Genomic DNA, 14574 nt, shown 5'->3' with positions numbered 1-14574 from the left:
CCGGTCAGCGCGCCGCCGCCCCAGCCAGCAGCCGACCCGCGTCCGGCACGTACGGCTCGACGCCCAGGCCGGTGAGCAGTTGGTGCACGGTGGCGGTGGCCGCGGTGAGCACCGGGCGGCCGAGGCGGGCCTCCACCGGCGGTATCGCTGCCAGCGACGGCAGCTGGACGCAGGCGGAGAGGACCACCGCGTCCACGTCGGTCACGTCCAGGCGGTCGGCCAGCTCCATTAGGCGCTGCGCCGGGATCCGACCCACCGCGACGTTGTCCGGCTCGCTGAGACTCACCGCCTCCGTCACCCGCACACCGTGCGCGGCGAGGTAGCCGGCGACGGTCGCGGTCAGCGGCGGCAGGTACGGCGCGATCAGCGCCACCCGGCGGGCGCCCAACGCACGCAGCCCGGCGACCAGCGCGCCCGCGCTGGTCACCACCGGCATCTCATGACCGGCCCGGCCTGCCGCGCGGCCCAACCGCCGCTGGGCACGCTCGTGCGCGCCGCTGCCCTCGCACATCACCGCCACCAGGCAGGCGTACGCGAGCACGTCGCAACGGGCGTCGGCCAGCTCGGCGGCGCACCGGAGGGCCGAACGGTTCATCCGGGCCAGTTCGTCGGGCGTCACCTGCTGCAGCCGGACCCGGCTGGCATGGGTGGTGAAGTGGACCGTCGGGTCGACGGTCTCGCGCCGGCGCAGCATCGCCGGGATCTCGGTCTCCATGGTGGTGTTCGAGCTGGGCACCACCAGGCCGATCCGGTAGCCGCTCACACCAGCGCCCCGGCGTACCCCCGGACCTGCAGGCGCTGCCCGGCGGCGCCGCCGAGGCGCACCTGGAGCCCGAGCGGCGCGGCGGCGCGGCGCACGTCGTCCAGGTGCAGGGAGCCGTGCCGGTCCACGGTGAGCACCGGCGGTTCCTCCAGCTCTCCTTCCGGTGCGTGGAAGGAGAGCAGGGTCACCGAGGTGGTGAGGTAGCCCGGGTAGGCGGCGCGGGCCGCCGCCTCGTCCCGATGGGCGAGTACCACCAGGTCGTCGAGGTGGGCGAAGTCGGCGGCGAGACCGCCGGCCTTCCAGTGCGCCGGTTCCTCCGCCGCGCCGGTGAGGTGCCGGGACCGGTTCGCCGAGGTGATGTAGAGGTGGTCCGACCCGGTCTCGGCGAGCGCCCGCTCGAAGAAGGTGTTGGACGGGCACGTCAGCCCGGGCGCGATCACCTGGGTGGTGCGCAGCCCTCGGTCGACCTGGGTGAGATGCTCGGACAGCCGGTCCGCCGCGGGGCCACGGAAGCCGAACGGGCCGGCGCCGTAGAGGGCGTCCATCAGCGCCCGCACCCGGCCGACCGGCAGCCGGGGCGAGATCCGGGACCAGTCGAACATCGCCGGGATCCGGCCGACCGCTGTGGTGATGCTGCCGACCTGGTGGATCGGGCGGCCCTTGGCCAGGTTGACCCGGCGCACGGTGGCCGGGTCCGGGCGGGTGACGATGACGTAGAAGTTGGCGAACGCCGCCGCGACAACCGCGCCGCCGGCCAACGCGCGGGCCGCAGCCGCGACGTCCTCGGGGCGGTCGATGTACAGGGGCGGTGTCGGCGCGTCCATGAGTCCTCCTCGGCGGGGCCGTGAGGCAGTTCTACGTCCGGCGACGCGTACGGCGGCCGGGTTGGTCGTCGATCCGATAGCCGGCCCTCACTACCCGATGCGGGCGGCCGATGCCCGGGCCGTACCGACGGCGGACGCCATCGGCCGGACGGACGATCCCGGTGGTGTCGCGGGCCGTTAGCCGCGAGACCGGATTGGGTACAACGCCTGCACCTCGACCCACCACATTCCTTCAGGAGGCAGCGATGCGCGGCACCTCGATACTCGGAGTCATCGTCGTGATCTGGCTGATCATCGGCGCGATCGCCGGCGGCCAGCGGGGCTACTACAGCGGTGACGACACCAACTGCGCCGAGGCCGGCACCATCCTGGTCACCATCGTGGCCGGGCCACTGAACTACATCGGCGCCAACCCCAAGGTCGACTGCAAGCTGCCCGAGCCGTCCAAGTAGGACGCCGACGCCGGCCCGCGCCCGTCCGGGGCGCGGGCCGTTCGCTGTCCGGACCATGCTCCAGCGGAACGCGGGCGCGTCGGAGGCTCCGCCGACCGTCCGTCCCTAGCCGGGGTCCACGTGGCCGTCGGAGGCACCGCACATCGCCTAAGGCGTCCTAGGAGGCTGGCTAGCTGGCCGTCCCGCGTTTGTCGGTCCCGAGGCCGGGAACCGCTCCGGCGTCAGTCGCCGGGCGGAACCGGACCGAATCGGGAGCATGGCATGCAGATCGGCTACAAGCTGGCCTCGGAGGGCTACGGGCCGCAGGAGATCATCCGCCAGGCCGTCCGGGCGGAGCAGGTCGGTTTCGACTTCGTGGAGATGAGCGACCACTTCCACCCCTGGCTGGACGTCCAGGGCCACTCGTCGTTCACCTGGAGCGTGCTCGGCGCGATCGCGGCGAAGACCAGCAACTTGCGCCTGGCCACCGGCGTCACCTGCCCGACCGTGCGCTACCACCCGGCGATCATCGCGCAGGCCGCGGCGACCATGGCGCTGATCTCCGACGGGCGGTTCACCCTCGGCGTGGGCGCCGGCGAGCGGCTCAACGAGCATGTGGTCGGGCAGGGCTTCCCCAGCGTGCAGGGCCGGCACGAACGGCTGCGCGAGGCGCTGGAGATCATCCGGCTGCTCTGGCAGGGCGGCTACCAGTCGTACGAGGGCCGGCATCTGCACCTGGAGGACGCTCGGCTCTTCGACCTGCCGGACACACCGCCGGTGATCGCGGTGGCGGCCAGCGGCGAAGCGTCGGCCCGGCTCGCCGCCGAGCTTGGTGACGGGCTGTTCGCCACCGAACCGGAGACGTCGATCGTCGAGCACTACCGGCGCGCCGGCGGAGCGGGCCCGCGCTACGCCGAGGCGCCGTTGGCCTGGGCCAGCGACGAGCAGCAGGCGGTGCAGGCGGTGTTGCAGACCAGCCGGTGGATGGTCACCGGCTGGAAGGTGATGAGCGAGCTGCCCAACCCGGTCAACTTCGACGCGGCCAGCTCGTACGTCGAGGAGAAGCACATCCGCGAGCTCTTCGCCGTCGGACCCGACCCGGAGCCGCACGTGGACAAGGTCCGGTCGTACGTCGAGGCGGGCTTCGACCACATCGTGCTGCAGAACGCCGGGCCCGACCCAGATGGTTTCCTCGACTTCTTCGCCGGAGAGCTGTCCGGTCGGCTGCGCGCGCTGGGTTGAGTCGCCGCCAGCCGTTAACGACAGCCGCCGCGAGCCGTGACGACACCGGCCGCCCGGACGATCGCCGTGATCGTCCGGGCGGCCGGCCGCGCTCCGGATGGCTGCGCGGGTCGCCGCTCAGCGGAAGCAGTGCGCGATCGGTACCGCGCTGCCCTCGCAGTTGGTCGGCTCGTTCTCGACGACCACGCTCTCGTCGTCGATCCTGGCCCCGGCGTGCTCGGCGAAGATGCCGCTCGGCTTCACCGTGGCCGCGTTCCCGGTGACCTTGCTGGTGTAGATCGCCACCGAGCCCGCGGTGGCAAAGATGCCGCCGCCCTTGGACGTCGCGCCGACCGCCTCGTTACCGGTGACGTCGCTGCCGCGAACCAGCAGGTTCGACTTGGCGGCGTAGATGCCGGCGCCGATGCCGTGGGTGGTGTTGCCGTCGACCACGCTGTCGTCGAGCGGCAGCAGGCCCTGCACGGTGGAGATGCCACCGCCGTTGACGGTGGAGGTGTTGCCGCGGATGGTCATCTTGCGCATCACCAGCACCGCGTCGGAGTTCGCGGCGCCGCCGCCGACCTGGGCGGTGTTGTTCAGCAGCTCGGTCTCGTAGACCGTGGTCCGGGCCGAGAAGCTGGCCAGCCCGCCACCCTGGCCGGCGCTGTTCTCCGCGAAGGTGGTGCTCTCCACGTCGGCCGCGCCCCGGTAGTTGCCAAGCCCTCCGCCGTAGGCGTTGGCGCTGTTGCGGTGGAACTCGGAGCGCTTCAGCGTCAGTACGCCGCCGTTGAGCAGGCCCCCGCCCTTGCCCGCGGCGCCGGCGGCGCTGTTGCCGATGAAGGTGGAGTCGGTGACCACCATGTTGCCGTCGTTGAAGATCCCACCGCCGCCGCCCTCCGGGGACAGCGAGGTGCTCTGGGTGACGGTGACCCGCTCCACCACGGCCGTGGCGCCGTGCACCACGTGCACGCTGCCGCCCTCGATGGCCGAGCGGCCGTTGTGCAGCTCCAAGTCGCGCAGGGTCAGCTCGCCACCGTCGCGGACGGTGAAGAAGCGGAACGCCGGGGCCTGGGCGTCGCGGGCGATGGTGGCGCCGGCGCCGTCAATGGTGATGGGCTGGTAGACCACCGGCAGACCAGCGGTGTCGTCGGCCGGGTTGTGCGGCGGCGCGTCCGCGTCACCGGGGGTCTCCGCGGCGTCGGCCGCCTCCCGCGCGTCGCGGATCCCACCGTCGTACTGGTCCTTCTCCTGGAACGCGTCGGTGAGGATGTACCGGCACTTGGGCGCGAGCCGCAGCTCCGCGCCACCCTCGGCGTTGGCTGCCACCAGCGCCGCCACCAGCTTCGCCGCGTCGCACGGCACCGACACGACGCCGCGCTTGCCGGTGCCCGGCGTGTTCGGTTGGCCCAGCTCGCCGCCGCGGCCCCCGTCGCGCTCCGGGGCAGTCGGGTCGGCGGCCTCCCGGTCGTCTTCACCCCGCGCCTCGGCAGCGGTCAACCTGCCCAGGCCCGAGAGGGAGAGGTCGCGGTCGGCGGCGGCGGCGACGTCGGCCGCTCCCACCACCAGGCTCCCGGCCAGGAGCCCGCCGGCTAAGAACCATCGGGACCGCCGCCTGGGTCGGGCCGGGCGATCTCCTCCACGATAAGTGGACATCAAGGTGCCTACCTTCCTGCCTGGGTGAACGTGACCGCGCGCCGATCCGGGCGCGGGGGGCTCGACGTGCCGCCGGCCACCAAAGGTCACGATAAGTCCGCAATACGGACAAGAAGGTGTGAACGTGAATAGTGTTGCCATTCACGTTCAAAGTCGTCAAACGGTGTACGGGACGGTCACCACGGTCAGCCGCCGACGTGGATACCGGGCCGGCGCAGCGGGTCCGGCTCGGTGCGGCGAATGATCTCCCGCACCACGGGCGGAGTGTCTCCCCGGCCAAGGATGAGGTAACGCAGCAGGTGCGCGATCGGGCTTCCCTCCGACCACTCGAAGTGCCCGTGCGGCCGGACCCCGGTGGCGTCGCGCAGGGCCAGCAGGATCGCGGCGATCGCGTTGGGCACGGCAGGGCTGCTGGCCCGCAGCACCCGGAACCCGCCCACCTCGACCCCGTGCACCCGCAGCACGTGCCTGAACTCCGACGGGTCGACCACGTCGATCTCCAGGAACAGCACGTCGGCGGCCCCGGGCACCGGGTTCATCCCGCGCTGCGCACGCTCCTTGATCGTGTACTCCTTCACCGACCCGCTCTGCCGCTTGTTCGCGATCAGGTGCAGCTGCCCGTCGTGGGCCAGCGACTCGGCGAGGAACCGGCGGGCCGGCTCGTCGAACTCGATCCGCTCGGCGCGCAGCTCGGTGGTCCGGGTGACCCGGGAGATCAGCGAGACCACGACGATGCCGAGAATGAACAGCGCGGAGATGGTGATTCCGTCCGGCTGCTCGATGACGTTCTCCAGCAGCGCGTACAGCAGCACCAGGGTCAGCACGGTGAAGCCGACGGCGGCCGAGCGCTGGCGACGGCGGGCCGCGGAGATGGTCACCGCCACCGCGCCGGAGACCATCATCGCCAGGATCCCGGTGGCGTACGCCCCGGCCTGGGCGTTGACGTCGGCCCGGAACGCGATCGTGATGGCGACGCTGACCAGGGTGTAGACGATGACCACCGGGCGCACCGCCCGCGCCCACTCCGGGGCCATGCCGTAGGAGGGCAGGTAGCGGGGCACGATGTTGATCAGGCCGGCCATCGCCGAGGCGCCGGCGAACCAGAGGATGAACACGCTGCTCACGTCGTAGACGGTGCCGAAGACCTCGCCCAGGTAGCGGTGCGCCAGGAAGGCCAGCGCCCGGCCGTTCGCGGCGCCGCCCGGCCGGAACTCCTCGGCCGGGATGAGCGCCGTGGTCACGAAGGTGGTCGAGATCAGGTAGACCGACATGATCAACGCGGCGGTGGTGAGCAGCCGGCGGGTGTTGCGGATCCGGGCAGCCAGCCGGGCCTGCGGGTCCGGCCCGTCGGCTGCCACGAGCGGCATCATGCTGACGCCGGTCTCGAACCCGGACAGCCCCAGCACCAGCAAAGGGAAGGCCATCACGGCGGTGAGCAGCACGTTGCCCAACCCGCCGCCCTCCGCGGTCAGCGCGGCGGTCCAGTCCGACACGATGCCCGGGTCGGCGACGATCCGGGACACCGCGACCACCACGATCACCGCGTTGAGCAGCAGGAAGACCGCGACCAGCGGGATGGCCACCACCACGGCCTCGCGGAAGCCGAGCAGGAACACCCCGCCGAGGATGAGCAGCAGCACCACCGTGACCACGACCGGAACGACGGGGCTGTGCAGGGTGTCCGGCAGCAACGGATTTTCCAGCAGGTGCACGGTCGCGTCGGCCGAGGAGAGGGTGATCGTGATGATCCAGGAGGTGGCCACGAAGCCCAGCAGCACGAGCACGAAGATCTTGCCCCGCCAGAACGGCAGCAGCCGCTCCAGCATCGCCACCGAGCCCTGCCCGTGCGGGCTCTCCTGGGCCACCCGCCGGTACATCGGCAGCATTCCGAACAGGGTGAGGGCGACGATCAGCAGGGTCGCGAGCGGGGAGAGCGCGCCGGCCGCCACCGCCGCGATGCCCGGCAGGTACGACAGGGTGGAGAAGTAGTCCACGCCGGTCAGGCACATCACCTGCCACCAGGAGTGCGCCCGACTCTGCGCCTCGGTCGCCTCCGGGCCGGGCGGCTGCACCTGGTGCTGAAAGAACCACCGGTGCAGCGGGCTCGCCGGCGGCGCCGGCCGGACCGGGCTGGCCACCCGTTCGGGCATCACGACGCCCTGCCGGCCGCCCGGGTGCGCGCGGGCCGGGTCGCGGGCGGCGCGCAGCGCCGGGTCCGGCCCGGTGGGCGGGTGGCGACGTCCGCTGCCGCGTCGTGGTTTCGCCCGGTGCTCGTCAGCCATCGCCCGTCCCACCCTCGCAGGTCCTGATCCGACCGTAGGCGGTACGTGGTGGCCCGGCCGGTGGAACCGGGCAGGCAGACGGCCTGCTCAGGGCAGGTCCGGGCCGGCGAACAGCCGCGCCAGGGCGGGCGGGTCGGTGACGGTCACCGTGGCCGCCGGGTGCCGGAGCCACCCCCCGGGCGCCAGGGCCGGCACCGGTACGCCGAAGCGCAGGCAGATCCCGCCTGCCGCGGTGCTGCCGAAGCTCACACCGCGGTCGGCCAGCGACACGTGCGGGCCGATCGCCCGCCACCACCGGTACGGGCCGCTCACCTCGACGCCGGTCACGTTGTCCCGAGCGGTCCGCAATTGCCACGGCCCGTACCGGATCAGCAGTTCCCGGTCGCTGACGGTGACCCAGGCGGTTGCCGGCCGGACGCCCAGCAGCGCCAGGGCGGGGCGGAACACCGGGTCGAAGCGGAACGGGAACCGCGTCACGGGGCCGGTCATCCCGCACCTGGCCGGATGGTGGGTCGAGGCACCGGGCCGCCCGGCCGCAGTGGGCCGGGCCGCGCGGGCCGGGGTCGGGCGGCGGGCCGGCGCCGGGCCAGGACGGTCATGGCGCGGGCGTACCCGGAACTTGCCCGGCGACACCCCTCGTCCCGCCGGATCTCCCGCCGTCCCTCCCCGCCGCCTCTCCCCCACCGGCGGCCGGCCCGCCCCGGGCCGGCCGCCGGTGTCAGCCGTTCGGCACCCCCCGGGTCGACCGGCTGTCCCCTCGGGGCCGACCGAATTCTCGGACCGGCCACGTGGAGCTGGCGGGAGGGATGCGTCCCCGCGCTCCGCCCACCCCCTGGGGCGGAGCGCGGGAACCCCCCGTCGCGGCTACTGCAGGAACGCCCCCAGGGGCGAGAGCAGCAGCCGACCGAGCGCCGCGGCGTTGTCGTCCAACCGCGTGCGCTCACACTCGCGGGCTTCCGGATCGTGCCGGCACCGCCAGATCTTCTGCGCGTTGCGCCAGGCGACATCGCGGGTGTACTCGACCAGCTCCCCCTGGTACCAGTCGTCGATGTCACCGTTGAGCATGTCGATGAGCAGCTGCCACCGCTCCAGGTAACCCCGGCGCAGGCCGGGGATCTTGTCCGCGAAGATGTTGTTGATCTCGAGGTAGTCGTGGTGCTGGTCGCTGCCGTCGACCGGCTCCGACTCCAGGTGGTCGAACGTGGTCACCAGCGCGAACGGCAGGTCGAAGTTGATGTGCGCGTTGACCCCGGCGGCCGCCGAGGGCAGCGGGCGCGCATCCGGCCCCCGCATCCGCTCGAACAGGCACGACCAGGCCTTCGGGGTGCCCGGGCTGGAGTCGGTCCACAGTCGCATCGCGTCGAAATACCGCGCCGCGAACTCGACGTCCAGCCGGGAGAGGAACGCCGGGTCGACGAAGCGGTCGTCGTACAGCCCGTCCAGCACGCTGCTGGTGATGGTCAGGTACAGCTTGTTGAAGTCGGCCAGCGGGCAACTCTCCTCCAGCGGAGGCAGCCGCACCAGCATGTCCTGGAGCTTGGTGAGGTGATCGACCACGGCCGGCACATCCGCGGGGTGGTCGGCGAGCAGGTCGACGATGTCCCGGTGCACGGGCCCCCAGACCGGTTCGGTCATCTCTCCTCCATGGTGGTCCGCAGCACCCCCGTGCCGCCGTCGACGGTGCTCAGCCTTTCAGCCGACACCCGCCCGTCGGATCAGTAGAACGACGTATCCCGGCGCGCACAGGCGCCGGCTGACGGACCGGTCGGTCAGCCGCGCCGGTTGCGCAACTGGATCGCGCTGGCCTGGACCCGGGTGCGGACCTGGAGCTTGTCGAAGATGTGCGACACGTGCACGCCGATGGTCCGCTCGCTGATGAACAGCCGCTGCCCGATCTCCTTGTTGGTCAGCCCCTCGGCGACCAGGGAGAGCACCTCGCGCTCCCGCACGGTGAGCGCCGCCAGCTCGTCGTCGACCGGCCCGGCCGCCGTACCCGGCGTGCCGTTGGTGGCCTCGCGCTCCTCCAGCGGCACCCGGGCTCGCCCGGCCAGCTCCCGGATCTCCGAGGTCAACGGCACCGCACCCAACCCCTGCGCCACCCCGTACGCCTCGCGCAGCAGCTTGCCGGCGGTGGCCACCCGGCTGCGCCGGGCCAGCAGCGCCTCGGCCTGCCGCAGCCGCGAGTACGCCGCCGGGTAGGGGTGGTTGCGACGGTCCCACTCGGCGACCGAGTTGGCCCACAGCTCCGGATCGCTGCCGTCGAGGCGACTCACCTCGGCGGCGCAGAGCGCCAGGAAGCCGTCCACCACCGAGCGCACCGGTCGGGCCGCGGACGCGCTCTTGCGGGCCACCCGTTCGGCGGTCTCCCGCAGCCGGCGCACCGCCGTCGGGTCCACCGCGACGGTGCGGCTGGCGTGCGCCTCCGCCTCCGCGCGCAGGCCGTGCCAGACCAGCGCGGAGAGGATCGTCACGTCGTCGGAGCGACTCTCGGTCAGGCCGCGCTGCACCGCCTGCCGCGCCACGTCGTGCCGGCCCTCCCACATGGCCAGCCCGGCGCGCAGGGTGAGCAGCGGGATGACGTGCCGCGCACCTCCGCCGGCAAGCACGGTGGCCACCGCGTCGAGGTCCCGGCCGGCCGCCTCGATGTCGCCGTAGCCCACCGAGAGCCGGCACCGGGCCAGCAGCAGCTCCACGGCGTCCGCGCCGGACGGGCGGTGCCGCAGCGCGGCGGCGACCACCTTCTCCGCCTCGGCCCACTGGCCCACGCGGAACAGGCCGTTGGTGGCGATGGCCAGCAGCCGGGTCTCCCAGGTGCGGCCCAGCCCCAGCTCGGCCACCCGCTCGGCGCCCCGCCGGGCCACCACCACCCCCTCTTCGAGGATGTTCAGCGGCCCGGTCAGCAGCTCCGCCAGGTGCAGGTACGCGCAGGCCACATCCTCCGGCTTACCGGCACGCTCGGCGGTGTCGAGGGCCTGGCGCATCACCGCGAGCCCGGCGTCCGGGTCCTCCAGATAGGCGTCGCTGAAGCCGAGCGCCGCACTGGCCAGCACCACCTCGGTGGCGGAACCCTCCACCGTGGCGGCCAACTCCAGCGCCTCCCGGGCCCGCTGGCCTGCATCGGCGTACCGGCCCAGGTGCAGCAGCAGCTCGGCCAGGTGCGCGGCGGCGGTGGCCCGGTCACGTGGCGAGCAGTCCGCCGCCACCAACGCCCGCTGGTACTCCTCCTCGGCCAGCGCAGAGCGCCCCGCGGCAGCCAGGTAGCGGGCCCGGCGAATGTGCAGCGCGCAGGTCGGCTCGCCACCCTGCACCGTGGCCAGCTCCTCCAGCAGGGCCAGCGCCCGAGCGTGCTCCCCACAGTGGTGGGCCGACTCGGCGGCGTGCCCGAGCAGCTCGACCCGGTCCACCGCCAGCGAGCCCGGGTCACCGGCCAGCTGCAACGCGACCGACCAGTGCCGGTGCGCCTCGGCGTAGCCGTGCAGCCGCTCGGCCTCCTGCGCGGCGGCCACCGCCGCCAGCAACGCCCGGGCCGGCTCACCGGCCAGCCGCCAGTGGTGCGCCAACCGGGCCTGGTGCAGCTCGCCCGGTGCCGCGGTCAACGCCTCGGCGTAGCGGCGGTGCAGCCCGGAGCGCTCGGCCGGTAGCAGCTCGTGTGCCAGCACCTCGGCGACGAGCCGGTGCCGCAGCCGGTAGCCGTCGTCGGCGCCGACCAGCAGCCGGTGCGCCACCGCGGCGCGGGCGGCCTCGATCAGCTCCTCCTCTGGCAGCCGGAGCACCTGGGCCAGCATCCAGTGCTGCACCGGCTCGACGCCGGTGGCCACCGCGTGCACCACCGCGTGTGCGTGCTGGGGCAGCGCGTCGACCCGGGCGAGGAAGATCTCGCGCAGCGTCTCGGACAGCCCGTCCCGGCCGTCGCGCAGGTCGCGGGCCAACTCCTCGATGACGAACGGGTTGCCGCCGCTGCGCTGCCACACCTGCTCGGACGCGTCGGCGGACAGGGTCCGGCCGATCACCGCGGCGGCGAGCCGTTCGGTGCCCGCCCGGTCCAGTGGGGCCAGGTCGAGCACCCGCACCGTCCGCAACCGGCGTAGCTCGGTGAGCACGCGGCGCAGCGGGTGGGCGCCCTGCAACGACTCGGCACGCACCGCGGCCAGTACCGAGAGCTGGAGGTCGCCGAGCCCGGCCAGCAGGTACAGCAGCAGCTGCCGGGTGCTCCGGTCGACCCACTGCAGGTCGTCCAGGATCAGCACCAGCGGCCGTCCCTCGGCGATCAGGTGCAGCCCGCGGGAGACCCGCTCCAGCAGCGCGCCCGCGCCGTCCGGGCCGGCGGTCTCGTCGGCGAACATCTGCAACAGCCCACGGACCGCCGAGGAGGTGCGGGCCTGCGAGGCGGACAAATCAGCGTCGAAGCGCCGCAATGCCTGCAACAGCGGGTGCAGCGGGGAGGCGTCGCCGATGTCCAGACAACTGCCGGTGAGCACCAGTGCGCCCTGGTCGCGCAGCCGGGCGCCGATCTCGCCGAGCAGCCGGGTCTTACCCACGCCACTCTCACCGGTCAGGAAGACGGCGGCGGTCTGCCCGTGCGAGACGTCACCGAGCAGCGCGGTCCGAACCGTCTGCACCAGCTCGGCTCGGCCCACGAGCGGTGCGGTGTCCACATCGCTGGCCATGGCACGCAGCCTAATCACACGCCCCCGAACCGTTCTACGGCCATCTCCCGCTTGTGGTACTCCTCGCGTCGACATTGCGACTAAAGGTTGCGGTGGGCCGACATACGTCGTTCTGCCGATCCCCTGTCGGCCCAGGAGTGCCAATCTCCGAAGGTCGTCAACCATCAGCTGGGGAAAGGCCGGTGCGACACCCATGATCACGACCGTCGTCGACATGCAGCGGACCGCCCACCCACACTGGCCGGTGCCGGAGGAGAGACGCACGGTAACCGTGCTCTTCGCCGACATCGTCGGCTCCACCGCGCTGGTCGACCGGCTGGACCCGGAGGACGTCCGGGCGCTGCAACGGGCCTACTTCGACACCGTCGGCGGTGTGCTGCACCGCTGGCACGGGGTGGTCGAGAAGTACGTCGGCGACGCGGTGATGGCGCTCTTCGGCGCGCGGCACTCCGACGGCTTCGACGCGTACCGCGCGGTCCGCGCCGGACTGGAGATCCAGGCCGCGCTGGACCGTCGGCAGATGGTCGGGGACATCAAGCTGCGGGTGCGGGTCGGTGTGGCCACCGGCGAGGTGGTGGTCGACCTGGGCGGCGCCGTCAGCGGCGGCCACGGCGTGGCCAGCGGCGCGGTGATCACCACGGCTGCCCGCCTGCAGGAGTACGCGCCACCCGGCGCCGTCGCGCTCTGCGCGACCACCGCCCGGGCCACCGCCGGCCTGATCGCCCAGCGCCAACTGGCGCCGGTGCCGGTCTCCGGTCGGGTGCCGCCGATGCCGGTCTGGCACGCCGTCGGCCCCGTACGACCCAGCGCCGACCGGCACGACGGCCCGCTGATCGGCCGCCGCCGCGAGCTGGCCACCCTCCGGGACCAGCTGAGCCGGGCAGTCCGCGAGCAGAACCCGCGCTGGGTGTCCCTGGTCGGCCCGACCGGCAGCGGCCGCAGCCGACTGCTGCACGAACTGACCCGTTCGCTGACCACGGTGGACGGAGTGGCGGTGCGCTGGTGCGTGGCGACCTGCCAGCCGTACCCCGACCAGGTGCTGGCGCCGGTCGCGGAGCTGCTCCGCGACTTCGCCGGGATCCGCCACGGTGACGGCCCGGCGATGGTCCGCGACCGGCTGGCCAACGCCCTGACGCCGCTGCTCCCGCCGGCCCGGGTCGCGGCGGCGGTGCCGGCGCTGGAGCGGCTGCTGACCGCACCGGACGGCTCGGCCGCGGCGCTGGCCGGCGCGGCGATCTGCCGGGACGCCCTGCTGCGCCTGGCCGCCCACCGGCCGCTGTTCGTCGCCGTGGACGACCTGGACCGGGCCGCGCCCGCGGTGAGCCGCTTCCTGCACGCGCTGTTCACCGCGGCCACCGCGCGACGGGTGCCGCTGGCCGTGGTCACCCTGCACCAGCCCCAGTGGGCCGACACCCGGCCCGGCCCCGCCCGGCGGATGGCGATCCGGCCGCTGGCCGCAGTGCAGTCCGGGCGACTGCTGCGTCAACTGCTGACCCGCGCCGGGCAGCCGGTGGCCCTGGTCGACCGGCTGCTGCCGCTGGTGGGCGGCCGACCCGGGCACGCGGCCGCGTACGTCGCATCCATCGGGGATGGTGCGGACCCGGCGGCGCTCCCGCTGCCGGAGGCGGTGCGCCGGGCCGTCGGCGCGGAACTGGACCGGCTCGACGGCGAGCGCCGGGCGGTGCTGATGGCCGCCGGCACGCTCGACGGCGTGGTCTCCGGCGCGGCGCTGGACCAAGTGCTCGGCTGGGCTCCCGGACGGTCCGCTCCCGTTCTGCGCGCGCTCGTCGCCGCCGGGCTGCTGTTCCCCCGCCGCAGCAGCGGGTACGCGTTCGCGGCGCCCGCGCTGCGCCGGGTCGCCGCCGAGCGACTGCCCCGCGCGTTGCGCGCCGTCTTCGCCCACCGGGCCGCCGACGCCGCCCGCCTCGACGCTGTCCAACTCGACGCCAGTCACCTCGACACCAGCCACCTCGACGCCGTCGACCCGGACGTGCTTCGACGGGAGGCGAGCCCCGCCGCCGACCGGCCTGCCGGCGACCCCGTCGTCGGCGCCAGGTCTGCCGCCGTTCGTTCCGAGCGTGTCGGCGCTGCCACCGCGCGCGCCGAGGTCGTGCGCCTCGACGCCGTCCGCTCCCAGGCCCGCCGCCTTGACGCCGTCTTCGCTGAGCTGGCCGCGGCGCGGCCGAGTGGGTCCATCCAGCCCGCGGCGCGGCCGCGCGGGTCCGTCCAGCCTGCGGCGCTGCGCCGACACCTCCCCACCTCGACGGCGGCGGCCCCGCCGCCCGTGCCGAGTTCCGGGATCGGCCGTCCGGCGGCCGTCCGCCGGCTCCGCGCCGTCGCGTCGGCGGGCGACATGCCGTCGACGCGTTCCTCTGCGCTCGCCGTCAACCGCGCGGCCTCCCGGCTCGGCGCGCCCGTGGCGACCCTCTCCGGGGGTCATCCGCCCGTAGCCGCACCGGCGTCGCCGACCGGTGCATGCGCCGACCCCTCGCCGGCATCGGTCCGCGCGGCACCCACCGAACCGGGGTCAGCCGGGCGACGCCCCCTGCCCGGCCACGGCGCGCTGGCCGTCGTCGGCGCTCCGCCCGGCGCGGCGCACGCCGTACCCCGCCCGCCGTTGATCCGCTGGCCGGACGGCCTGGCCGCGTCCGCCTGACGGTCCGTCGGCGGATGTGGGCTGGTGGGCGAGGTACGGAGATCTACCGAACCCCTACGGCAGTTGCAGGGTAGGCG

10 protein-coding genes are annotated in these 14574 nt (G+C 73.8%); 3 read left to right on the top strand and 7 right to left on the bottom strand.

Annotation, left to right across the window (positions count from 1 at the left end; translation table 11 throughout):
- Positions 1-4: 4 nt before the first annotated feature.
- The gene (locus OG990_RS09670; RefSeq protein ID WP_406079954.1) at positions 5-763 is read right to left on the bottom strand and encodes an Asp/Glu racemase; all 759 of its coding nucleotides are present in this window, start codon (positions 761-763) and stop codon (positions 5-7) included.
- Positions 760-1587, bottom strand: coding sequence for a hypothetical protein (locus OG990_RS09665; protein ID WP_406079953.1), 828 nt, complete (start codon positions 1585-1587; stop codon positions 760-762). Before OG990_RS09665 ends, OG990_RS09670 begins: the two co-directional genes overlap by 4 nt.
- 245 nt (positions 1588-1832) lie before the next feature.
- Between OG990_RS09665 and OG990_RS09660 the strand changes: the two genes are divergently transcribed.
- Together OG990_RS09660 and OG990_RS09655 are read left to right on the top strand one after the other, a co-directional pair.
- Positions 1833-2039, top strand: coding sequence for a hypothetical protein (locus tag OG990_RS09660; RefSeq protein ID WP_252415601.1), 207 nt, complete (start codon positions 1833-1835; stop codon positions 2037-2039).
- A 261-nt stretch (positions 2040-2300) separates the two neighbouring features.
- Complete coding sequence (locus OG990_RS09655) at positions 2301-3260, top strand: TIGR03557 family F420-dependent LLM class oxidoreductase (RefSeq protein WP_406079951.1); 960 nt, start codon at positions 2301-2303, stop codon at positions 3258-3260.
- A gap of 117 nt (positions 3261-3377) precedes the next feature.
- On the opposite strand, the gene OG990_RS09650 is transcribed toward OG990_RS09655, so the two are convergent.
- From OG990_RS09650 to OG990_RS09630, 5 genes are all read right to left on the bottom strand, one after another.
- Entirely contained in the window at positions 3378-4892 is a 1515-nt protein-coding gene (locus tag OG990_RS09650; protein WP_406079949.1) for a hypothetical protein, read from the bottom strand.
- A 185-nt stretch (positions 4893-5077) separates the two neighbouring features.
- Positions 5078-7174 carry an amino acid transporter gene (locus OG990_RS09645; protein WP_406079947.1) on the bottom strand — a complete coding sequence of 699 codons (2097 nt, stop codon included), beginning with the start codon at positions 7172-7174 and terminating at the stop codon, positions 5078-5080.
- Between the two features lie 87 nt (positions 7175-7261).
- A complete protein-coding gene (locus OG990_RS09640) occupies positions 7262-7663 on the bottom strand; it encodes a hypothetical protein (protein ID WP_406079945.1) in 402 nt (133 codons plus the stop codon).
- 375 nt (positions 7664-8038) lie between these two features.
- A complete protein-coding gene (locus OG990_RS09635; protein ID WP_328416349.1) occupies positions 8039-8809 on the bottom strand; it encodes a DUF5995 family protein in 771 nt (256 codons plus the stop codon).
- A gap of 134 nt (positions 8810-8943) precedes the next feature.
- A complete protein-coding gene (locus OG990_RS09630) occupies positions 8944-11841 on the bottom strand; it encodes an AAA family ATPase (RefSeq protein ID WP_406079943.1) in 2898 nt (965 codons plus the stop codon).
- Between the two features lie 193 nt (positions 11842-12034).
- Between OG990_RS09630 and OG990_RS09625 the strand changes: the two genes are divergently transcribed.
- Positions 12035-14497 (top strand): AAA family ATPase, encoded by a 2463-nt coding sequence (locus tag OG990_RS09625; protein ID WP_406079941.1) that lies wholly within the window; start codon positions 12035-12037, stop codon positions 14495-14497.
- The last annotated feature ends 77 nt before the right edge of the window (positions 14498-14574 follow it).

The sequence above is a fragment of the Micromonospora sp. NBC_00858 genome (assembly GCF_045207365.1).
Taxonomy (GTDB): domain Bacteria; phylum Actinomycetota; class Actinomycetes; order Mycobacteriales; family Micromonosporaceae; genus Micromonospora.
This window is presented reverse-complemented; position numbering and strand designations above follow the sequence as displayed.

Coding starts and splice junctions, on each gene's coding strand:
- OG990_RS09625 (WP_406079941.1), top strand. CDS start 12,035: ATGATCACGACCGTCGTCGACATGCAGCGGACCGCCCACCCACACTGG.
- OG990_RS09630 (WP_406079943.1), bottom strand. CDS start 11,841: ATGGCCAGCGATGTGGACACCGCACCGCTCGTGGGCCGAGCCGAGCTG.
- OG990_RS09640 (WP_406079945.1), bottom strand. CDS start 7,663: ATGACCGGCCCCGTGACGCGGTTCCCGTTCCGCTTCGACCCGGTGTTC.
- OG990_RS09645 (WP_406079947.1), bottom strand. CDS start 7,174: ATGGCTGACGAGCACCGGGCGAAACCACGACGCGGCAGCGGACGTCGC.
- OG990_RS09665 (WP_406079953.1), bottom strand. CDS start 1,587: ATGGACGCGCCGACACCGCCCCTGTACATCGACCGCCCCGAGGACGTC.
- OG990_RS09635 (WP_328416349.1), bottom strand. CDS start 8,809: ATGACCGAACCGGTCTGGGGGCCCGTGCACCGGGACATCGTCGACCTG.
- OG990_RS09660 (WP_252415601.1), top strand. CDS start 1,833: ATGCGCGGCACCTCGATACTCGGAGTCATCGTCGTGATCTGGCTGATC.
- OG990_RS09655 (WP_406079951.1), top strand. CDS start 2,301: ATGCAGATCGGCTACAAGCTGGCCTCGGAGGGCTACGGGCCGCAGGAG.
- OG990_RS09650 (WP_406079949.1), bottom strand. CDS start 4,892: ATGTCCACTTATCGTGGAGGAGATCGCCCGGCCCGACCCAGGCGGCGG.